18 protein-coding genes are annotated in these 20,421 nt (G+C 64.9%); 12 read left to right on the top strand and 6 right to left on the bottom strand.

Features of this window, described 5'->3' with window-relative positions:
* The first annotated feature begins 66 nt into the window (after positions 1 to 66).
* The 5 genes from LB555_RS13435 (at position 67) to LB555_RS13415 (ending at position 4,870) form a co-directional block, all read left to right on the top strand.
* Positions 67 to 1,371 (top strand): ABC transporter substrate-binding protein, encoded by a 1,305-nt coding sequence (locus LB555_RS13435; RefSeq protein ID WP_140615274.1) that lies wholly within the window; start codon positions 67 to 69, stop codon positions 1,369 to 1,371.
* A gap of 217 nt (positions 1,372 to 1,588) precedes the next feature.
* On the top strand, positions 1,589 to 2,470 hold the full coding sequence (locus tag LB555_RS13430; RefSeq protein ID WP_140615272.1) for a branched-chain amino acid ABC transporter permease: 882 nt from the start codon (positions 1,589 to 1,591) through the stop codon (positions 2,468 to 2,470).
* The gene (locus LB555_RS13425) at positions 2,467 to 3,429 is read left to right on the top strand and encodes a branched-chain amino acid ABC transporter permease (protein ID WP_224683049.1); all 963 of its coding nucleotides are present in this window, start codon (positions 2,467 to 2,469) and stop codon (positions 3,427 to 3,429) included. The genes LB555_RS13430 and LB555_RS13425 overlap by 4 nt, the downstream gene beginning before the upstream one ends.
* Entirely contained in the window at positions 3,426 to 4,151 is a 726-nt protein-coding gene (locus LB555_RS13420) for an ABC transporter ATP-binding protein (protein WP_140615268.1), read from the top strand. The genes LB555_RS13425 and LB555_RS13420 overlap by 4 nt, the downstream gene beginning before the upstream one ends.
* A complete protein-coding gene (locus LB555_RS13415; protein WP_140875858.1) occupies positions 4,148 to 4,870 on the top strand; it encodes an ABC transporter ATP-binding protein in 723 nt (240 codons plus the stop codon). Before LB555_RS13420 ends, LB555_RS13415 begins: the two co-directional genes overlap by 4 nt.
* Here the strand turns inward: LB555_RS13415 and LB555_RS13410 are convergent, their stop codons facing one another.
* Positions 4,871 to 6,253, bottom strand: a complete 1,383-nt coding sequence (locus LB555_RS13410) for a sodium:proton antiporter (protein ID WP_224683101.1) — start codon at positions 6,251 to 6,253, stop codon at positions 4,871 to 4,873.
* Positions 6,254 to 6,319: 66 nt separating this feature from the next.
* On the bottom strand, positions 6,320 to 6,934 hold the full coding sequence (pncA, locus tag LB555_RS13405) for a bifunctional nicotinamidase/pyrazinamidase (RefSeq protein WP_224683048.1): 615 nt from the start codon (positions 6,932 to 6,934) through the stop codon (positions 6,320 to 6,322).
* 362 nt (positions 6,935 to 7,296) lie between these two features.
* Between pncA and LB555_RS13400 the strand changes: the two genes are divergently transcribed.
* Genes LB555_RS13400 through LB555_RS13375 form a run of 6 tightly spaced genes read left to right on the top strand, consistent with a single transcriptional unit; the run spans position 7,297 to position 14,358 of the window.
* The gene (locus LB555_RS13400; protein WP_224683100.1) at positions 7,297 to 8,151 is read left to right on the top strand and encodes an FAD binding domain-containing protein; all 855 of its coding nucleotides are present in this window, start codon (positions 7,297 to 7,299) and stop codon (positions 8,149 to 8,151) included.
* On the top strand, positions 8,148 to 10,901 hold the full coding sequence (locus LB555_RS13395; protein ID WP_224683047.1) for a molybdopterin-dependent oxidoreductase: 2,754 nt from the start codon (positions 8,148 to 8,150) through the stop codon (positions 10,899 to 10,901). The genes LB555_RS13400 and LB555_RS13395 overlap by 4 nt, the downstream gene beginning before the upstream one ends.
* A complete protein-coding gene (locus tag LB555_RS13390) occupies positions 10,898 to 12,439 on the top strand; it encodes a 6-hydroxynicotinate reductase (protein ID WP_224683046.1) in 1,542 nt (513 codons plus the stop codon). The genes LB555_RS13395 and LB555_RS13390 overlap by 4 nt, the downstream gene beginning before the upstream one ends.
* Complete coding sequence (locus tag LB555_RS13385; RefSeq protein WP_224641930.1) at positions 12,439 to 13,323, top strand: UPF0280 family protein; 885 nt, start codon at positions 12,439 to 12,441, stop codon at positions 13,321 to 13,323. Before LB555_RS13390 ends, LB555_RS13385 begins: the two co-directional genes overlap by 1 nt.
* Positions 13,316 to 13,900: an amino acid synthesis family protein gene (locus tag LB555_RS13380; RefSeq protein ID WP_140660161.1), complete on the top strand. Its 585-nt coding sequence runs from the start codon at positions 13,316 to 13,318 to the stop codon at positions 13,898 to 13,900. Before LB555_RS13385 ends, LB555_RS13380 begins: the two co-directional genes overlap by 8 nt.
* On the top strand, positions 13,897 to 14,358 hold the full coding sequence (locus LB555_RS13375; RefSeq protein ID WP_140660160.1) for a MarR family winged helix-turn-helix transcriptional regulator: 462 nt from the start codon (positions 13,897 to 13,899) through the stop codon (positions 14,356 to 14,358). Before LB555_RS13380 ends, LB555_RS13375 begins: the two co-directional genes overlap by 4 nt.
* A gap of 116 nt (positions 14,359 to 14,474) precedes the next feature.
* Here the strand turns inward: LB555_RS13375 and LB555_RS13370 are convergent, their stop codons facing one another.
* Genes LB555_RS13370 through LB555_RS13360 form a run of 3 tightly spaced genes read right to left on the bottom strand, consistent with a single transcriptional unit; the run spans position 14,475 to position 18,336 of the window.
* A complete protein-coding gene (locus LB555_RS13370) occupies positions 14,475 to 15,443 on the bottom strand; it encodes a substrate-binding domain-containing protein (RefSeq protein WP_015314453.1) in 969 nt (322 codons plus the stop codon).
* A complete protein-coding gene (locus LB555_RS13365; RefSeq protein ID WP_224683045.1) occupies positions 15,440 to 16,753 on the bottom strand; it encodes an ABC transporter permease in 1,314 nt (437 codons plus the stop codon). Before LB555_RS13365 ends, LB555_RS13370 begins: the two co-directional genes overlap by 4 nt.
* Positions 16,750 to 18,336 (bottom strand): sugar ABC transporter ATP-binding protein, encoded by a 1,587-nt coding sequence (locus LB555_RS13360; protein WP_224683044.1) that lies wholly within the window; start codon positions 18,334 to 18,336, stop codon positions 16,750 to 16,752. The genes LB555_RS13365 and LB555_RS13360 overlap by 4 nt, the downstream gene beginning before the upstream one ends.
* A 221-nt stretch (positions 18,337 to 18,557) precedes the next feature.
* Between LB555_RS13360 and LB555_RS13355 the strand changes: the two genes are divergently transcribed.
* Positions 18,558 to 19,577, top strand: coding sequence for a LacI family DNA-binding transcriptional regulator (locus LB555_RS13355; RefSeq protein WP_224683043.1), 1,020 nt, complete (start codon positions 18,558 to 18,560; stop codon positions 19,575 to 19,577).
* Positions 19,578 to 19,624: 47 nt separating this feature from the next.
* On the opposite strand, the gene LB555_RS13350 is transcribed toward LB555_RS13355, so the two are convergent.
* Entirely contained in the window at positions 19,625 to 20,419 is a 795-nt protein-coding gene (locus tag LB555_RS13350) for an inositol monophosphatase family protein (RefSeq protein WP_224683042.1), read from the bottom strand.
* Positions 20,420 to 20,421 lie beyond the last annotated feature (2 nt).

Raw genomic sequence — 20,421 nt, 5'->3', positions numbered from 1 at the left:
ATCCTCTTGCCGAGGATGTTCGAGCCGCCTTATCGTTGGTCAAAACACAAAAACAGGGGAACGAACGTGACTGACAAGAACGGATTTTTCGATCTCTCCAAAACCGCACTCACCCGCCGTACCACGCTGAAGGGCCTCGCCGCCGGCGCTGGCCTCGCCATGGCGCCCGGCTTCGTCCGCTACTCCCAGGCACAGAGTTCGGCGCCGATCAAGATCGGCTTCCAGTCGCACCGCACCGGCATTGGCGCCGCCTATGGCCGCTGGTACGAGAAGACGACCGCCGCTGCGATCAAGGCGATCAATGCCGCCGGCGGCATCAATGGCCGCCAGGTCGAGGTGATCATCGAGGATGACGGCACCGATCCCGGCCGCGGCGCCGAAGTGGTCGGCAAGTTCGCCACCCAGCACAAGACCGACATCGTCTTCGGCACGCTGTTCTCGCATGTCGTCATCGGCTCGGCGCCTGCCGCCGGCGAAAACAAGATGCCCTACTTCGTCGTCAGCGAAGGTCACCACGTCGCCTCGACCAAGCTCAACCGCTATGTCTTCCAGCCCGGCATCACCGACGTGAAGAGCCAGATCCAGTCGATGGCGCCATGGATCGCGGCCAATGCCGGCAAGAAGGTGACGCAGATATTCCCCGATTTCGCCTTCGGCTACGACCATCGCGACTACCTGCCGCCCGCGCTGAAGGCGCAAGGCGCCGAGGTGATCGCGCAGATCGCCATTCCGCCGACGGAATCGTCCTTCACCAAGTACTTCCCGCAGATCCCGCCCGAGACCGAGGTGATCTACCACGTCATGGTCGGCCCGGCGGTGCTCACCTTCGTCAAGGAACTCGGCGAGTTCTACGGTTCCAACCGGCCGCAACTCTTCGGCTTCATCGATTCGCTGGAAGCCGTGGACATCAACAGTCCCGGCCTCGAATTCCTCGACGGCAGCCATTTCTGGGAAGGCTCGCCGCGCTACGCCCAGCCCGACGACACCGAAGCGCAGAAGGCCTATCGGGCCGCTGTCGGCATCGACGACAATGGCGCCGCCGTCGGCGACGCCAAGGATGTCTCCACCGCCGCGCACATGTTCGGCTGCTGGGAAACGCTCTACGTCGTCAAGAAGGCGATGGAAGACGCCGGCTACAAGGGGCCGGAAGACCGCGCCAAGCTGGTCGAGGCGACCGAGGCGCTGAAGGAATTCGCCGAAGGCCCGGAGCATCCGCAGGGGCCAAAAACCTTCAATGGCAAGATCCACCAGTGCTTTGGCATCCAGAATATCTCCAAGGTCGAGGGCGGCAAGCTGAAGGTCGTGCACAAGACCAAGATCGAGGACGGGCTTTACGAGGCCGAAGGGGATTACACGACGCAGGCGCTGTGAGCTCATTCCAGCAGCCAACGTGAGCGCCAAGGCACCCCCCTCTGTCCTGCCGGACATCTCCCCCGCAAGGGGGGAGATCGGCAGTTCGTATGGCAGCGCCCATCTGCCCGCGTTGATGATTGGCGAAACCAGCGAGGACATCCAATCTCCCCCCTTGCGGGGGAGATGCCCGGCAGGGCAGAGGGGGGTGCCTCGCGCATCCGTTGGTGCATAACAAATGCACTTCGGACCTCACCTTCTCCTCGCAACCCTTGAAGGCCTCGTCACCTCGGCCGTGCTGGCGTTGACGGCGCTGGGCTTGTCGCTGGTGTTCGGCGTCATGCGTGTCGTCAACGTCGCCCATGGCGAGTTCTTCATGCTGGGCGCCGTGCTTGCCTGGGCGATCACATCGGCAATTGGCGGCCATCCGGCTCTTGGCTTCCTGGCGGCGCTGGTGATCGCGCCGCTGATCGTCGGCGCCATCGCGCTGGTCGCCGAACGGCTGGTGCTGAGCCGGCTCAACTACAATCCGGAAGCCACCATCGTCGCCACCATCGGCATGCTCTACATCATCCAGCAGCTGGCGCTGACCTTCTATGGCCCCGAAGCGCGGCCCGTGGAGCCGCCGTTCAGCTATCGCATCCTTCTGCCGTGGTTCGGCTATTCCGGCTACAAGCTGTCGATCATCGCCGCATCCGCTCTTCTGCTGATCGCGACATGGCTGGTGCTGACGCGCACCAGGATCGGCCTCATCATGCGTGCCACGCAGTATGACAGCGAGACGGCGCAGGCCTTCGGCATCCCGGTCGGCCGCGTCTATGGCGGCGTCTTCGCGCTCGGCGCCATGCTGGCGGCGATCGCCGCGGTGCTGATCGTGCCGATCAGCCAGGCGCACTATCTGATGGGGCAGGATCCGCTGCTCTTGTCCTTCATCGTCGTCATCATCGGCGGCCTCGGCTCGTTGCGCGGCACGGTCGTCGCCGCCGTGCTGATCGGCCTCTCCGACGGCATCATTTCGATGTTCTTCTCGCCGACGCTGGCCAAGATCATCGCCACGCTGCTGGTCGCCATGGTGCTGGTGTTCCGGCCGCAAGGCCTGTTCGGGACGGCATCGCGATGAGCGAAGCTTCGCCGGCAAAGGCCTATGCGCTGCATCTCGGCGTGATTGCCCTGCTCTTCATGCTGAGCTTCCTCTTGCCGGACTATTACCACGGCCTGCTCGCCCGCATCATGGTGCTGGCGGTCTTCGCCATGGGCTACAACATGCTGTTCGGCTATGTCGGCCTGCTCAGCCTTGGCCATGCGATGTTCTTCGGCGCCGGGCTTTACGGCGCCGGCCTTGCCGTCATCCAGCTCGGCTGGAGCGTGCCTCTGGCGTTCCTCGCCGGCATTGCCTGCGGCGCGGCGTTGGCGCTGGTGATCGGCCTCCTGGCGCTGCGCACCACGGGCGTGGCCTTCATGATCGTCACCATGATGTTCGCGCAGGTGTTTTATCTGGCCATCCTCTATTTCGCGGCCTGGACCGGCGGCGATCAGGGTCAGGTCGTGCCGCAGCCGGCGCGTGTCCTCAATCTCGGCGCCACCTCGCTCGATCTCACCAACCCGACCGTACGCTACATGACGGCGCTCGGCTTGTTTTCGCTCGTGCTGCTGATCACGCTTGCCGTCGTCCGGTCCAGATACGGTCGCGTGCTGATCGCGATCCGGGAGAATGAGGAACGCACGAAGATGCTGGGCTACGACACCTTCTCCAACAAGCTTGCCGCCGTTATCGTCTCCGGCACGATCTGTGCGGCGTCCGGCGCCGCCTACGCGCTGCTGTTCGGCTATGTCGGGTCGAGTTTCGCCTCGGTACAGTATTCGATCCTGCCGCTGCTGTGGGTGCTGCTCGGCGGTGCGGCCACAACGCTTGGACCACTGATCGGCACGCTGTTCATGTACTATGTCATCGACGTCACCAGCGGCTACACGTCGGCCTACCTGCTGATCGTCGGCATGGCACTCATTCTGCTGGTGCTGTTTTTCCCGAAAGGCATTCTCGGCACCATCCGCCGGCGCTGGCTTGGATGGCTGCCATGACGCCGCTGCTGACCACCAAGGGCCTGTCGCGCAGCTTCGGCGGCCTGCGTGCGGTCGACAATGTCGACTTCACCCTGATGCCGGGCGAGATCCGCGCCGTCATCGGTCCGAACGGCGCCGGCAAGACAACCTTCGTCAGTCTGATCAGCGGCCGCATCCAGCCGTCTTCGGGAGCGATCGTCTTCGACGGTGCCGACATCACCGGCCTGCCGACCTATGCCAGGGTCCGCCGGGGCATCGCCTACACCTTCCAGATCACCAGCGTCTTTGCCAACCTCAGCGTCTATGACAATGTCGCGCTGCCGGTGCAGCTCACGCTCAGCGATCGCCGCTCGAAGGCTGAGCTGCGTGCCGGCGTCATCTCTGCGCTTGAACGTACAGGGCTGGCCGACCGCACCCATATGCCGGCCGGGCAATTGTCCTACGGCCATCAACGATTGCTCGAAGTGGCGATGGGCCTGGCGCTGAAACCGCGCCTGCTGATCCTCGACGAGCCGACGCAAGGTCTGGCCGACAGCGAGATCGACAATTTCATCGAACTCGTGCGCGACATCGCCAAGAGCGCCACCGTGATGCTGATCGAGCACAACATGCCGGTCGTGATGCAGCTTGCCGATCGCATCACCGTCTTCAACGCCGGCAGGATCCTGGCCGAGGGCACGCCCGAGGCGATCCGCGAGAACGCTGCGGTTCAGGAAGCCTATCTGGGAACGGCGCCATGACGGAGGCGAGCACGGTCGAAGCGCTGACGATTTCCGGGCTCGATTGCTTCTATGGCGAGGTCCAGGTGCTCTATGGGCTCGACCTGGTGCTGAACAAGGGCGAGGTGCTGTGCCTGTTCGGCCGCAACGGCGCCGGCAAGACGACGACGCTGAAGGCGATCATGGGCCTGGTTCCCGCGCGTGCCGGCTCGATCAGGCTCGCAGGGCAGGAATTGACCGGCCTGCCGGCGCATGAAGTGCCGAAGGCCGGTGTCGCCTACGTGCCGCAGGGCAGGCGGCTGTTCGCCGAGATGACGGTGGCCGAAAACATCGAGATCGGGCTGATGGCGCGCGGCAAGGGCAAGGCGACGCGCGAGAACGTTCTCGACCTCTTCCCGCTGCTGCGTCAGCGGCTGCGGCAGCGCTCGGGCACCTTGTCCGGCGGCGAGCAGCAGATGCTGGCCATGGCGCGCGCGCTTTGCCTTGAGCCGCAGGTGCTTTTGCTCGACGAACCGACCGAAGGGTTGATGCCGTCGATGATCGCCAGGATTCGCGAGACGGTGTCGAAGCTGCGCGAGATGGATGTCTCCACCATCCTGGTCGAACAGCGGGTCGATGCCGTGCTGTCGGTCGCCGATCGTGTCTGCTTCATCGAAAACGGCCGCAACCGCGAGACGGTCGATGTCGAGGCCCTGCGCGTCGACCCCTCGGCGGTCCGGCGCTATGTCGGCGTGGGTTGATCAACCGAAAAACAGAAAACCCGCGACCAAGAAGGTCGGGACCAGCACCAGCCCGGACCACAGCATATACCCAAAGAAGCCCGGCATCTTGACGCCGCGATGTCTGGCAATCGCATAGACCATGAAGTTGGGTGCGTTGCCGATATAGGTGTTGGCGCCCATGAACACGGCGCCGGCCGAGATCGCGGCAAGCGTCGAGGCGAACTCCGTCATCAGGTGGCGGGGATCGCCGCCCGCCAGCTCAAAAAACACCAGATAGGTCGGTGCATTGTCGAGGAAGGACGACAATGCACCGGTCAGCCAGAAATAGGCGAGGTCGTTGGGCGTGCCTTGCGCCGAGGTGACGAGCGCGACCAGCGGCGCCAGCGCACCGTTGTGGCCGGCCCTCAAAATGGCGACGACCGGGACGATGCAGATGAAGATGCCGGCGAACAGTTTGGCCACTTCCGCGATCGGACCCCAGTTGAAGCCGTTCGCCTCGCGGTGGCTCTTGTAGGAGAGCGGAAGCGATAGCAGGGCCAGCGCGAGGATGATCGCGTCGCGGACCAGGTTCTGCAGTTCGAGACCGACGCCGAACACGGAAAAACTCACGCCCGGCTTCCACGCCGCCGACAGCAGGATGGCCCCGATCACGCCGGCCAGCAGCGGGAGGTTGGCCAGGCCGCGCAGGCGCACCGTCGTATCGGGTGTCGGATCCTTGATCTTCGGTGCGCCGGCCTCGCGCCGGTGCAGGATGAGGTCGATCGCCAGGAACGCCGCCAGCACGACGACGCCAACGAACAGCGTCTCCCGGTAGAGGTTGGTGGTCGTCCAGAAGAAATCGACACCGCGCAGGAAGCCGACGAACAGCGGGGGGTCGCCGAGCGGCGTCAGCGAGCCGCCAATGTTGGACACAAGGAAAATGAAGAAGATGACGACATGGGCATTGAAAGGCCTGTTGTCGTTGGCGCGCAGGATCGGCCGGATCAGTATCATCGAGGCGCCGGTCGTTCCGATCACCGAGGCCAGCAGCGCCCCGACGATCAGCAGCCCGGCATTGACCAGCGGCGTGCCGTGGATGTTGCCGGCAAGCAGGATGCCGCCTGAAATCGTGTAGAGCGCAAACAGCAGGACAATGAACGACATGTATTCGGTGAGCAGCGCGTGCAGCACCGCCTCGGTCGCCGCGGGAGCACCGAAGGCAATCGCGAGCGGCACGATCACCAGCGCCGCCCACAAGGCCGCGATCTTGCCGTAGTGATGTTCCCAGACATGGTGGAACAGCAGCGGACCGGTCGCGATCGACAACAGCAGCCCGGCAAACGGCAAGGCCCACCACAGCGACATGGCGCCGCCAGGCAGGCCGTGCTCTTCGGCCGCGAAGGCCTGTGCCGGAAACAGCATCGCGACGATGATCGCGCCGCCCGCCCCGGTCGCTATCGGCAAGTATCCCCTTCTACCCCCCACGAGTCAGCCCGAAGTGCGATCTTCGAGCGTCACGCCGGCATCGCGCATCTTCGCCAGCATTGTCTCGAGCGATCCGTTGAGATCGATGCCACGGCAGGCATCGAGCCTGACCGTGGTTTTAAACCCTTGTTTGACCGCATCCAGCGCCGAGAAGGCGACGCAGAAATCCGTCGCCAGGCCGACCAGGGTCAGTGTGTCGATGCCGCGCTCCCGCAGATAGCCGGCGAGCCCCGTGGGCGTCGCGTGATCATTCTCGAAGAAGGCGGAATAGCTGTCGATGGCCGGGCGAAAGCCTTTGCGGATGACGAGTTCGGCCTTGGTCCAGGCAAGTCCGGAATGGAAATCCGAGCCGAGACTGCCCTGGATGCAATGGTCCGGCCACAGCGTCTGCGGACCATAGGGCATCTCGATCGTCGAATAGGACTGCGACCCCGGATGGCTGGAGGCGAAGCTGGAATGGCCGGCGGGGTGCCAGTCCTGTGTCAGCACGACATGGTCTGTTCGCCGGATCATGTCATTGACCAGCGGCACGATCTCGTCGCCGCCGGCAACGGCCAGCGCGCCGCCCGGGCAAAAGTCGTTCTGCAGGTCGATGACAACGAGCGCTTCGTCGGCCATGGGCTTCCTTCCTGTCAGGCTGGGGTCGGGCTCCGAACGAGGCACCCGGCGAAAGAAAAAGCCGCTGGCGCGACTGGAGGAGAAACTTGACCAGATGGCGGTCCGCGTCAACCTCCAGCGGCATAACAAATGCGTGGCGATGCCAGCCGGACGTATGCCGGCGCAAACTCTGGCTTTGACAATTTCCGCCGTCTTGATATCATTTGCATACGAATGAATTTACCGGTCGGAGCCGGTAAAGACTTTCCTTGGGCAAGCGCCTCGGGAGGGCCAGTTTCGGGCAAAGCCCATTTTATCGGGAAGCCCCACCTTATCGGGAAGCCGACCTTATTGGGAAGGCCCACCTTATTGGGAAGGAAAGCGTGATCCGTTACGCGAAACCCACCACGGTCGACGAAGCGCTCGCGCTGCTTGGCGGGGGCGTCTGGCGTATCCTTGCGGGCGGTACGGATTTCTATCCGGTGCAGGGCAGCAAACCATTTCGTGACAATGTCCTCGACATCAACGGCCTGACAGCGCTGCGCGGCATCGCCGAGACCGGCAGCCACTGGATCATCGGCGCGCGCACGACATGGACCGACATCATCCGCCATCCCTTGCCGCCGGCCTTTGATGCGTTGAAACAGGCCGCGCGGGAAGTGGGTTCACCACAAATCCAGAACGTCGCCTCGGTCGCCGGCAATCTCTGCAACGCCTCGCCGGCCGCCGACGGTGTGCCGGGGCTGCTGGTCCTTGATGCCGAGGTCGAGCTGCGCTCGGCGACGGCGACGCGCCGTCTGCCCTTGGCGGCGTTCATCCTCGGCAACCGCCGTACGGCCTTGCGGCCTGGCGAGATGCTGACGGCCATCCACGTGCCGAAACCCGCCGGCACATCGGCCTTCGTCAAGCTCGGGGCGCGGCGCTATCTCGTTATTTCCATTGCCATGGTGGCGGTGCGTCTGGTTGCCGAGAATGGCACTGTCGCGCAGGCGGCCGTCGCCGTCGGCTCGTGTTCGGCCGTGGCGAGGCGGCTTGCCGGTGTCGAGGCGGCGCTGCGCGGGCTTCCCTTGGACGCCGGGCTTGTTGCCGCGGTCCGCTCGGCGCCGATGGCTGAGCTGCAGCCGATCGCCGATGTGCGCGGCAGCGCTGAATACAGGCTCGACGCGGTGCGCGAGATCGTTGCGCGCGCCGCGCTTGAGGCCGCGGGCAAGCCCACGGACGACAAGGTGGCCGCATGAGCATGGATCGCGCCGATATCGCCTTCGCGGTCAATGGCGCCGCCGTCTCGGTCAACGTGCCACCGCTGCGCCGGCTGTCCTTGGTGCTGCGTGACGAATTGCGGCTGACCGGTACAAAGGTCGGCTGCGACGCCGGCGACTGCGGCGCCTGCACGGTGCTGGTCGACGGCGCTCCCGTCTGCGCCTGCCTGATGTCGGCGGCCTCCGCTTCCGGCACTATGGTGACGACGGTCGAGGGCCTCGCCAATGGGCGCCTGTCGGCGCTGCAAGCCTCGTTTCTGGCGCATGGCGCCGCGCAATGCGGCATCTGCACGCCGGCGCTGCTGGTCGCGGGTTCAGCGCTGCTGGACACGAAACCCAGGCCGACCGAGACCGAGGTACAGGATGCGTTGGGCGGCATCCTCTGCCGCTGCACCGGCTACCGCAAGATCATCACCGCGGTGATGGAGGCTTCCCTCCAGACCGCGAGCCTGGACTTCCGTCTGCCTCGGTCCGGCCAGGCCATCGGCGCGTCGCCGGTCAGGCTCGACGGTGTGCCAAAGGTGACCGGTGCCGAGAAATTCGGCGGGGATTCCTTTCCGGCCGATGCGCTTGCGGTGCTGGTGATCCGCTCGCCGCATCATCATGCCGGCTTCGCCTTCGGCGACATCGATGGCTGGGCAAGCAGCCATCCCGGTATCACGGGCGTTTTCACGGCAGCCGATATCCCGGGAAAAAACTGCTTCGGCGTTATCGGCCCGTTCGCCGACCAGCCGGCGTTGGCCGAGGGCTTTGCCCGGCTTCGCGGCGAGGCTGTCGCGCTGGTCGCCGGCGAACGCGAGGCGATCCTCGATCTCGATCTGTCGGATTTCCCTGTCCGCTGGACCGAACTGCCGCATGTTCTCCAGCCCGGCGATGCGCAGGCCGAAGGTGCGGCGCTGATCCATGAAAACCGCCCGGCCAATTTGCTGACCAAGGGCTTCGTCGAACGCGGCGATCCCGAGTCGGCACTTGCCGATGCGGCGTTCACCGCAAGCAATGCGATCGACACCTCCTATGTCGAGCATGCCTATATCGAGCCGGAAGCCGGCTATGCATATCTCGACGGCGACACGCTCGTCGTCGTCGCCTGCACGCAGGCGCCTTACATGGATCGTGACGATACGGCGAAAGTGCTCGGCCTTGCCGTCGACAAGGTGCGCATCGTGCCGACCGCGACCGGCGGTGGCTTTGGCTCCAAGCTCGACGTTTCCCTGCAGCCGCTGATCGGCCTTGTCGCGCTGAAGACCGGGCGGCCCGCGGCCCTTGCCTACACCCGCAACGAATCCATGATGTCGACCACCAAGCGCCATCCGGCGCGGATGAAGGCCACCGTCGGCGCGGATGCCGAGGGCCATGTCACAGGCATGATCTTCGAAGGCGATTTCAACACCGGAGCCTATGCGAGCTGGGGGCCGACGGTCGCCAATCGCGTGCCGGTGCATGCCTCCGGTCCTTATTTCACGCCGAATTACCGCGCCGAGGGCCGCGCCATCCACACAAATGGGCCGATTGCCGGTGCCTTCCGTGGCTTCGGCGTGCCGCAGGCCACGATCATGCAAGAGACGCTCTATGACGAGCTCGCCGGCAAGCTCGGCATCGATCGGCTTGATTTTCGCATGAAGAATTGCCTTCGGAACGGATCCGAAACGGTTACCGGGCAGGTCCTGGAGTCCGGCGTCGGCATCGCCGAATGCCTCGAAGCGTTGCGGCCGCATTGGGCGCGGGCGACAGCCGATGCCGACGCTTTCAACAGCGCCAACCTGGACAGGAAACGCGGCGTCGGCGTCGCTTCGTGCTGGTATGGCTGCGGCAATACCTCGCTACCCAATCCGTCGACCATCCGGGTCGGCATCGCGGCTGACGGCGCGGTCGTCCTGCACCAGGGCGCGGTCGATATCGGCCAAGGGTCCAACACCGTCATCACGCAGATCTGCGCCGACGCGCTCGGCCTGCCGCTGGAAAAATTCCGGCTGAAGAGCGCCGATACGGCGATCAGTCCCGACGCTGGGAAGACCTCGGCCTCGCGCCAGACCTTCGTCACCGGCAAGGCGGCCGAGAAGGCAGGACGCGCCCTGCGCGAGAAGATCCTGCGCTTTGCCAATGTCTCGGACAAGGCTTCGCTTGAACTGGATGGCCCGGCGATCGTCATCCGCGAAGGCGAGGCGACACGAAGCATCGATCTTGCCGCGCTCGGCGTGGATACGGACGGCTCCGTCTTCCGTGCCGAGGAGACCTACGACCCGCCAACGCTGCCGCTCGATGCCAAGGGCCAGGGCAAACCCTATGCGGTCTATGGCTATGGCGCGCAGATCGCCGAACTTGAGGTCGACCTCAGGCTTGGCACGGTCAGGCTGATCAGGATCATCGCCGCGCATGACGTCGGCAAGGCGATCAACCCGCTGCTGGTCGAGGGCCAGATCGAGGGCGGTATAGCTCAGGGCATCGGCATGGCGCTGATGGAAGAATACATCCCCGGCCGCACCGAGAATTTGCATGACTATCTCATCCCGACCATCGGCGACGTGCCGCCGATCGAGACCATCCTTGTCGAGGTGCCCGATCCCGAAGGGCCGTTCGGCGCCAAGGGCCTTGGCGAGCACGTGCTGATCCCCACGGCGCCGGCGATCCTCAATGCCATTCGTCACGCCACCGGCGTGCTGGTCACCAAGGTGCCGGCAACGCCAAGCCGCATCCTGGCGGCCATCCGCGAGAAGGAGGCACGCGCATGAGCGAGCTTGCCGAGCGTTTCGAAACCCATGATCCCGGCGAGAAGCTGGTGGCGGAAAAGATCCGCTGCGACGCCTGTCCCGTCATGTGCTACATCGCTGACGGACGCACCGGAGCCTGCGACCGCTATGGCAATATCGCGGGCCGCATCGTGCGCATGGACCCGCTGACCATCCTCGACCATGCGGCCGAGACCGGGGCCGCCATGGTGCCCTTTGTCGCCGAGGGCGAGCAGTGGGATGGCGAACTCATCAACACCGGCCGCCGCTTCGTCACCGCAATCGGCGCCGGCACAACCTATCCCGACTACAAGCCCGCTCCCTTCATCGTCAGCCAGGAAGTGGAAGGCGTCGATCTCGTCACCGTGGTGACCGAAGGCATCTTCTCCTATTGCGGCGTCAAGGTGAAGATCGATACCGACCGTCATATCGGACCCGAAACGGCTGTTGTGCGGGCTGAGGGCGAAGCCATCGGCCATGTCACGACGGGAGAATACGGCTCGCAGATGCTGTCGCTGGGCGGCGTGCATCATCTGACCGGCGGCTCCAAGGCGGAAGGCCGCGCCACCTGCGACGCGCTGCTCAACCTGTGCAACCGCAAACCGGTGGAACTCACCATCGACGGCGGCGCCACGGTCATTGTCGAAGCCGGCAAACCACCCGTCATCGACGGCAAGCAGGAACATCGCATGCGCGTCGGCTGCGGTTCAGCCACCATCGGCATGTTCGCCACGCAATGGCGCGGGCTGGTCGACGAGGTGGTGGTGGTCGACGACCACATTACCGGCGTCGTTTCCGAACACCAGGCCGGCAAGGTGCTGGGCTGGCAGGATACCGGTATCAAGATCGTCGGCCGCCGCTCGACACCGGGCCGCTATTTCAAGGTCTCCGAGCCCGGCCTCGGCTGGGGAGGCACCAGCATTTCAGATCCGCTGTCGATCCTCGGCGAATGGAACGCCAAGAAGGGCGCGCGGCCGGGCCTGTCGCTGCTGATGGTTTCGACCACCGGCGAGCAGTTCGCCTATTACGAGCTCGACGACGACTTGAAACCGGTCGAAAAACCGTTTCCGGAGCGGCTGCAAAAATCGGTCAACCTGATCGAGGACAATTGCGAGCCGGCTTTGTGCACCGTGCTGTTCATCGGCGGCGCCGGCGGGTCACTGCGTGCCGGCGTCACCGAAAACCCGGTCAATCTCACCCGTTCCGTGCAAGGCCTGAAAACCTACGTCACCGTCGGCGGCGCGCCGGTCTATGTCTGGCCGGGTGGCGGCATCACGCTGATGGTCGATGTCACCAGGGTTCCGCCAGGCGCCTTCGGCTATGTGCCGACGCCGGCGCTCGTGGCGCCGATCGAGTTCACGCTGCGTCGCGACGACTATGTCAGGCTTGGCGGCTACGAGGCCGAAATCCGCAGCGTCGCGGATATTGTCGCCAAGGGCGGCGAGTACCTCAATCCCCGGCGCGGCACGGGTGCCCCGGCCAGCAATCCATGGCCGCCGCTGGCGCAGTTGCGCCGCGCGGGCTCGGATGGGGCCGGCTGATGGAAGGCCCGCAAGCGCATTGGCTGCAGGATGGCAAGCGGCTGCATCTCAACCATGGGCCGATCGACCTGATCGTCGAGGCCTTTGGCGAGGCTGACGAGTGTCGCGCCGCCTATGCCCAAGCCGTCGCGCGCTTCCAGACGATCCTGATCGAGTTGGTCGAGGAGCTTCCCGAACTGCGCCTCCCGGCATTTTTCTTGGCGCCGCGAACCTTCGCCGGCCCGACGGCGCGCCGCATGGAAGCAGCCGTCATGCCCCTGGCGGAATGCTTCATCACGCCGATGGCCGCCGTCGCCGGATCGGTAGCCGACGAAATGCTTGCCGCGCTGCTTGCCGGCCGCAAGCTCGACCGCGCCTATGTCAACAATGGCGGCGACAGCGCCCTCCATCTCGACAAGGCCACGTCGATTGGCTTGGCGGTCGCCGGGACCGGCAACGGCATGGCCGACCGGATCACGATCCGCGCGCAAGATGGGGTGCGTGGTGTCGCAACCAGCGGCTGGCGTGGCCGCTCCTTCTCGCTTGGCATTGCCGATGCCGTCACCGTGCTCGCGCGCACCGGCGCCGAGGCAGATGCGGCGGCGACGCTTATCGCCAACGCCGTCGACCTGCCCGGCAATCCCGCCATCAGGCGCACTCCCGCAAGCGACCTGTCGCCCGACAGCGATCTTGGCGCACGGCTGGTGACACAAGGCGTCGGCACGCTTGCCTCTGGCGAGGTGGCGCGGGCGCTGGACAATGGCCTCGCCGTCGCCGAAGATTTTCGCCGGCGCGGCCTGATTGCCGCATCGGCGCTGTTTCTCGGCGGGGAGGCCCGCATCAGTGGCTCCGTTGCACTCGGCCCGCCCAACAAGCACGAACCGGAGGAAGTTGCCCATGCCTGAGTTTCCGATCCGCAAGATCGCGGTGCTGAGCGAAGAGATTTTTCACGACGGCGGACCGGTCGCGGCGGTGCCGCGCCGGCGTGCCGCCGCCATGGCGGTGGTCAAGAACCCTTTCGCCGGGCGCTATGTCGAGGAGCTGCAGAGCGCCATGGACGATCTGAAGCCGCTCGGCCTGCTGCTTGCCGACCGGCTGATCGCGGCGCTCGGCGGCGACGTGAAACAGATCGACGGCTACGGCAAGGGCGCCATTGTCGGCAGCGCCGGCGAGCTGGAACACGGCGCGCTATGGCACGTACCCGGCGGTTACGCGATGCGCGAGCGGCTGGGCGATGCCAAGGCGATCGTGCCCTCGGCCAAGAAGGTCGGCGCCTTCGGATCAAAGCTCGACGTACCGCTCGGCCACATCAACGCCGCCTATGTGCGCAGCCATTTCGACGCCATGGAGGTCGGCATCAGCGACGGCCCGCGTCCTGACGAGATACTGTTCTGCCTCGCCATGACCTGCGGCCCGCGCATCCACAACCGCATGGGTGGCCTCGCTGCGGATGACATAAAAGCCTGGGACGGGCTGCGGTGAGCGGCGAGGACAACCTGCTCAAGCTGGTCGAGACCGAAGAGGCCGACGATCACGACTACCTCCTGCAGGAACAGGTCGGCTTCATCCTGCGCAAGGCGCACCAGCGCCATGTCTCGATCTTCGCCGCCCGTATCGCCGATCTGACGCCGCCGCAATTCGCCGCACTGGCCAAGCTGCGCGATGTCGGCGAGACCTCGCAGAACCAGCTTGGCACGTTGATCGCCATGGACGCCGCGACGGTGAAGGGCGTCATCGACCGGCTGAAGGCGCGTGGCCTGGTCGAGCTGTCCCGGCATGAGGTCGACAAAAGGCGGCTGCTGGTCAATCTGACGGCCGAGGGTCGCGACGCGATCGAGCGGCTGATCCCGCTTGCCCGGGAAATCACACAGGAAACGCTGGCGCCGCTCACGAACAAGGAAATCGCCACCTTCATGAAGCTGCTGGCGAAGCTGGCGTAGAGCGGCGGCGGCGAAGTCCTTTCCTCTCCCCCGATCGACGGGGGAGAGGAAGGTGCCAAGCTGTCCCTCGGACGAAGAACCTGGACCTTGGGCCGGCGCTTATCTCCGGCGAAAACTCACAGGCCGTTGTCCTTCAGCACCTGGGCGGCGTTTTCCTTGGTGATCTTCTGCGTCGGCAAGGTGATGGTCTTTTCCACCTTCTCGCCGTTGAGGAACTTGATCGCCTGGCGCAAGCCTTCCGCGCCTGGGGTGACATAGGTGAAGGTCGCCGTCAGCTCGCCCTTGTTCACCATCTGCACGCCTTCGTTGGGCAGGCCGTCGATGCCGATGAACTTGATGTCCTTCTCGCGGCCGACATCCTTGGCGGCCAGATAGGCGCCGTAGGCCATCGGGTCGTTGTGGCCGTAGACGAGATCGATCTTCTCGTTGGTCTTCAGCGCGTTGGCCATCAGATTGTAGGCCTGGTCCTGCTTCCAGTCACCCGACTGCTGGTCGAGCAAATATTTGATGCCCGGCTCCTTGTCGGTGAATTCATGGAAGCCGTCATGGCGGTCATGCGCCGGCTGGGTGCCCATGCCGCCCCAGATCTCGACGACATTGCCCGCTGCCTTGCCCTTGCCGCCGAGCAGTTCGACGGCGTATTCGCCGGCCGCGCGGCCGATCAGCTTGTTGTCGCCGCCGACGAACTGCGTGTAGTCCTTGGTGTCGACATTGCGGTCGAGCACGAAGACCGGGATCTTGGCGTCGATCGCCTGCTGCACGACGCCGGTCAGGCCGGCGGATTCTTTCGGCGAGACCAGCAGCGCGTCGACTTCCTGGCGGATCAGGTTCTCGACGTCGGCGACCTGTTTCTCCGTCTTGTCCTCGCCGTCGGTGATGATCAGCTCGACCTCCGGATGCTTGGCGGCCTCGGCAATGATGTCCTTGTTGAACTGGGCGCGCCAGGGCTCGATGGTGGTCACCTGCGAAAAGCCGATCTTCCACTTCTTGTCCTGGGCGAAGGCATGGCCGGTGGAGAGCAGTGCCGTGGTGGTCAGCAGTGCCGCGCCGAGTGCGGCAAGCTTCAGCATGTCACGTCGTTTCATTTCTTGTTTCCTCCGAGATTGAGAGACGGTGTCTCTTGCGACGGCCGTTTTGCGGCGGCCGTTTCCTTGTGCGCCGCCCCGGGCAGGCGCAGATAGGCCATGAGATCGCCGGCATTGCGCTCCTGCACGAGCACGGTGCCGATGATGATCATCCCCTTCAGCACCAGCTGAAGGTTCGAATTGATGTTGTGGAGCTGCAATATGTTGGACAGCAGCCCGAAGATCAGCACGCCGCAGAAGGTGCCTGTCAGGCTGCCGCGTCCGCCCATCAGGCTGGTGCCTCCGATGACCACGGCCGCGATGGCGTCGAGTTCCAGCCCGGCGCCGGCATCCGGCTTGCCTTGCCGGTACTGCGCCACGTAGAGCACCGCGGCGATTCCGGCGAGCAGGCCTGATATGGCATAGGTGGCGATCTTGACGCGGCCGGCGGCGATGCCGGAGAGCCTGGCCGCCTCCTCGTTGCCGCCGATCGCATAGACATAGCGGCCGAAGGGCGTGAAGCGCAGCACCGCGCCATAGATGATAATGGCGCCGAGGAAGAACAGGCCGGGCATCGGGATGACGCCGAACACCAGCGAGCGCAGCAGCTCGAAATCGGCGGTTGCGTTGGAACCGGTATAGACCGGCAGCACGGCATTGTTCTGGCCGGCGGTGAGCCGGGCGATGCCGAGCGCCGTCACCATCATCGCCAGCGTGACGATGAACGGCTGCAGCCGCCCGCCGACGATGATGAAACCGTTGATGGCGCCGAACAGCAGGCCGACGCAGGGCGCCACCAGCAGCACGCCGAGAACGCCGAATTTGGGCTCGATCTGCGGCAACAGGTACCACAGCGAAAGACAGCACAGGACGACGCCGACGGTTGCCGGCGTGACCAGCCCGCGAACGGTGTCCAGCCTGACATCGCGAATGGCGGCATCCGCGCCGGCGCGGGACTTCTCCACATTGAGGAAGATGAAGCGCGTGACGACGAAGCCGAGGCACAGCGCGACCAGCGCGACGGTCGGCACGCCCAGAACGACGCCGGGCGTCACGCCCGGAACCGTCAGCAGCATTGCGCACACCACCGAGCAGATGGCCATCAGCGAACCGACGGAAAGGTCGATGCCGCCGGTGATGATCACCGCGGTCATGCCGGTGGCGATCAGCCCAGTGGTCGACACCTGGCGCAGCACGTCGAGCAGATTGCCGTAGGACAGAAAGATGTTGTTGCCCTTGGAACTCACCGGCGAACCCAGCACGCCGATCAGGAAGATGGCGATCAGGCCCCAGTAGAGCTTGGTGCGGGACAGGAGTTTCAGTGCGGTCATGCGGCGGGTCTCGATAGGGTCCGGCGCGGTGCCGCGAGGCGCATGATGGCCTCCTCGCTCGCCGCGCCGCGCGAAAGGATGCCTGTCTGGCGGCCGTCGGCCATCACCAGGATGCGGTCGGAAAGATGCAGCAATTCCGGCAGCTCGGAGCTGATGACGGCGATGGCCAGGCCATCGCGCGCCAGCCGGAAGATGAGGTCGTAGATTTCGCGCTTGGCGCCGACATCGATGCCGCGTGTCGGCTCGTCGAGCAACAGCACCCTCGGCCTGGTCGCCAGCCACTTGCCGATGACGACCTTCTGCTGGTTGCCGCCCGACAGCGTGCCGGCGGGCTGGTCGATGTCGCGGCAGCGTATGCCGAGCGCCTTGACCGCCTGCCGCGCCAGCCCCTGCTCGCCGGCGAGCGAGCGGATGCCGAAGCGCGCCAGCGCGCCGACCAGCGGCAGCGCCACATTGTCCGATATCGAGGCCTGCAGGTGCAGGCCCTGCGTCTTGCGGTCCTCGGTCACCAGCGCGATGCCAAGGCGTCTTGCATCGCGCGGCGAGCGGATATCCACCGGCTGACCGTCGAGCCGGATCTCGCCGCCGACACGGCCGTCGCTCGAGCCGAAGATCGCTTCCATGATCTCGGTGCGGCCTGAGCCCAGCAGCCCGCCAATGCCGAGGATTTCTCCGGCGGTCAGATCGAAGCTGACGCCGCCGACCACCTGCCGCCAGCCCTGGCGGTCGGGCTTCGACAGCGACAGGTCGCTGACCGAAAGCACGGTCCTGCCGCCGGGATCCCGCTCACCTTGGGAGGATGCGAGCAGGTCCCGTCCGACCATCGCCGAAATGATGGCGTTTTCGTCGAGTTCGGCCATCGGCCGCGTCAGCACATGGCGTCCGTCGCGGAAGACGGTGACGCGACCGGCCAGATGCATCACCTCGTCGATGCGGTGCGAAATGTAGACGATGGCGACGCCGCTATCGGCAAGCTGGCCGATGATGCGGAACAACCGCTGGCATTCGGCCGGCGACAGGGCCGAGGTCGGCTCGTCCATGATCAGGATGCGCGCCGACATCGACAGCGCCTTGGCGATCTCGACCAGTTGCTGTTCGCCGACACGCAAGGCGCCGACGCGAGCGTCCGGATCGAGTTCGATGCCGAGCCGCTGCAGGAGGGCGCTTGCCGCGCGGCTGCTCGCCTTGCGGTCGACGATCAGCCCGGCGATCAGCTTTTCACGGCCGAGAAAGATGTTGTCGGCGACGCTGAGCTCCGGCACCAGGTTGAGTTCCTGGTGGATGATGGCGATGCCGGAATCCTCGGCGTCGCGCACGCCGGCGAAGCCGACCGGCCGGCCATCGACGCTGACCGTGCCTTCATAGCCGGTATAGACGCCGGAGAGGATCTTCATCAGCGTCGATTTGCCAGCGCCGTTCTCGCCCATCAGGGCATGGACCTCGCCGCGTCGCAGTTCGAAGCCGACATCGACGAGCGCGGCGATGCCGCCAAAGCTCTTGGAAATGCGCTCGGCGCTCAGAACGATGTCCGGCCGATCCGATGCCGCATTGCGCGTCGAAGAAGGGGAACTGCTCTCTTGCATGACAATGGCGGCCTCCCTTCCGTCGTCGTCAACTCCAGGCAAACGCTAATCTAAACGTTTCGATAGTGTCAAGCCGATATCAGGTGCCAGAAGTTTGATGCATTTCGATTCTTGCTTAAAAAGACAGGATTCCGTAGGTATTGGCGGCAGAGGGGGGACGAAACGTTTCGAAAATGACAGCGTCAGGGCGAAAAAAACAGCGCAAATCCACCGCGCCCACCATGCTTCACGTGGCGGAGGCCGCGCGTGTCTCGGTCGCCACCGTGTCGGCGCTGATCAACGGCACGGCGACCGTCAGCCCGGAACTCAGCCAGCGTATCGAACAGGCAATCCGCGATATCGGCTACAAGCGCAACGCCATCGCCCGCAGCCTGAAGATGGGCACCACCCGCACCATCGGCCTGACCGTCCCGCACATCACCAACCCATTCTTCACCGCCGTCGTTTCGGTGATCCAGCAGGCCTTCGACCGCGCCGGCTATGCCGTCATGCTGTGCTGCACCGACGAGGATTTGAACACCCAGGACGACCAGATCAGGCTGCTGCTCGACCGCATGGTCGACGGGCTTATCGTGGCGCGCGTCGGTGACGGCGCGATCCTCGAGCGGATCGTCGTCGACGCCAATGTGCCGGTCGTGTTGCTGGACCGTCTGTGCGAGGGCGTGGACACCGACGCCGTGGTTCTCGACAACGAGCGCGCGGTGTTCGACGCCATCAGCTATCTGATCAATCTCGGCCATCGGCGGATCGGCTACATTACCGGCACCTCGGATATTTCACCCATGCATGACCGGATGACCGGATATTGCGAGGCGCTCCAGGCCGCCGGCTTGCCGGTGGCCGAGGAACTGGTTCGTTCCGGTAATTTCCATGAGATCGACGGCTACAACGCAACCATGCAGCTGCTGTCGCTGCATGACCGGCCAAGCGCCATCTTCTCGGCCAACAACCCGATGGTGATCGGCACGATGAAGGCGATCCGCGACATCGGCCTGTCCTGTCCGGAGGACATTTCGGTAGCATGCTTCGACGATTTTCCCTGGTCCGACGTGTTCCAGCCGCAACTGACGACGGTGGCGCAGCCGGTGCAGGCGATCGGCGAACAGGCGGCCAATCTGCTGCTCGACCGTCTCGCCGGCAACAGGGACGCGCCGCCGCGCAAGCTCGTCCTCAAGGGCCGTTTGATGATCCGCAATTCATGCCGCCCGCTGGGGACAGTGGTGCAGAGCGTGAGCGCCTGAGCATGCCGAAAGTGTGAAGCGGTTTTCGGGCAATTCCCGGGATTTGATCAGGGCGTGAAGACACCGGAACACAGTTCCTGCAGCTTCGAAAAGACGCCTTTGCCGCCGGTGATAATCTGTGTCCCTCTCTGCAGCACTGTCTTCGGATCCGCCTTCAGCACAGTGCCGCCGGCCTCCTCGATCAGCAGCATGCCGGCGAGGCAGTCCCAAGGGTTCATGTGTTCCTCCACATAGCCAAGCAGCCGGCCCGAGGCGACATAGGCAAGCATTAGCGCGCCTGACGCGTTGCGGAAGAAGACGCCGCCCTCGGCCAGGATCTTCTTGATCAGCACGGCGATGTTCTCGGCTTCGGCCCGGTTTGAGAAGCCGGTGCCCACCGAGCCTTCTTGCAAGCTGGTGGCCGCACTCGTTTTGATCGGCCTGCCGTTGACGAAGGCACCGCCGCCCAGCCTGCCATGGAAGGTCTCGCCGGTCGACGGCTCGTGGATGACGCCGACGATCGTCTCGCCATCCCTTGCGCAGGCGATCACCACGCACCAGGCCGGAATGCCGCGTACGAAATTGGCGGTGCCGTCGATGGGGTCTATGACCCAGGCATGGCCGGTCGAGCCGGCGACCGAGGCGTGCTCCTCGCCGATGATGCCGTCTTGCGGATAGTCGGCGGCGATTGCAGCGCGGATGAACAGCTCGACCTCGCGGTCGGCCTGCGAGACCAGATCCTGATGGCCCTTGCTCTCGACGGTCAGGCTGTCGAGATCGCGGAAATATCTCAGGCCGAGTTCGCCGCCGCGCCGCGCCAGGTCGATGGCAAACTGCTCGCGTATATCGAGATCATGGGGCAAGG

The sequence above is a fragment of the Mesorhizobium sp. BR-1-1-10 genome, from assembly GCF_020165595.1.
Lineage (GTDB): Bacteria > Pseudomonadota > Alphaproteobacteria > Rhizobiales > Rhizobiaceae > Mesorhizobium > Mesorhizobium australicum.
Note: the sequence above shows the minus strand (reverse complement) of the source record. Positions and strands in the feature narration are given on the sequence as shown.

What these genes read in the sequence shown, in the direction of transcription:
- LB555_RS13430 (WP_140615272.1), top strand. Translation starts at nt 1,589, where the DNA reads ATGCACTTCGGACCTCACCTTCTCCTCGCAACCCTTGAAGGCCTCGTC.
- LB555_RS13425 (WP_224683049.1), top strand. Translation starts at nt 2,467, where the DNA reads ATGAGCGAAGCTTCGCCGGCAAAGGCCTATGCGCTGCATCTCGGCGTG.
- LB555_RS13420 (WP_140615268.1), top strand. Translation starts at nt 3,426, where the DNA reads ATGACGCCGCTGCTGACCACCAAGGGCCTGTCGCGCAGCTTCGGCGGC.
- LB555_RS13415 (WP_140875858.1), top strand. Translation starts at nt 4,148, where the DNA reads ATGACGGAGGCGAGCACGGTCGAAGCGCTGACGATTTCCGGGCTCGAT.
- LB555_RS13410 (WP_224683101.1), bottom strand. Translation starts at nt 6,253, where the DNA reads ATGCTGTTTCCGGCACAGGCCTTCGCGGCCGAAGAGCACGGCCTGCCT.
- pncA (WP_224683048.1), bottom strand. Translation starts at nt 6,934, where the DNA reads ATGGCCGACGAAGCGCTCGTTGTCATCGACCTGCAGAACGACTTTTGC.
- LB555_RS13395 (WP_224683047.1), top strand. Translation starts at nt 8,148, where the DNA reads ATGAGCATGGATCGCGCCGATATCGCCTTCGCGGTCAATGGCGCCGCC.
- LB555_RS13390 (WP_224683046.1), top strand. Translation starts at nt 10,898, where the DNA reads ATGAGCGAGCTTGCCGAGCGTTTCGAAACCCATGATCCCGGCGAGAAG.
- LB555_RS13385 (WP_224641930.1), top strand. Translation starts at nt 12,439, where the DNA reads ATGGAAGGCCCGCAAGCGCATTGGCTGCAGGATGGCAAGCGGCTGCAT.
- LB555_RS13380 (WP_140660161.1), top strand. Translation starts at nt 13,316, where the DNA reads ATGCCTGAGTTTCCGATCCGCAAGATCGCGGTGCTGAGCGAAGAGATT.
- LB555_RS13370 (WP_015314453.1), bottom strand. Translation starts at nt 15,443, where the DNA reads ATGAAACGACGTGACATGCTGAAGCTTGCCGCACTCGGCGCGGCACTG.
- LB555_RS13365 (WP_224683045.1), bottom strand. Translation starts at nt 16,753, where the DNA reads ATGACCGCACTGAAACTCCTGTCCCGCACCAAGCTCTACTGGGGCCTG.
- LB555_RS13360 (WP_224683044.1), bottom strand. Translation starts at nt 18,336, where the DNA reads ATGCAAGAGAGCAGTTCCCCTTCTTCGACGCGCAATGCGGCATCGGAT.
- LB555_RS13355 (WP_224683043.1), top strand. Translation starts at nt 18,558, where the DNA reads ATGCTTCACGTGGCGGAGGCCGCGCGTGTCTCGGTCGCCACCGTGTCG.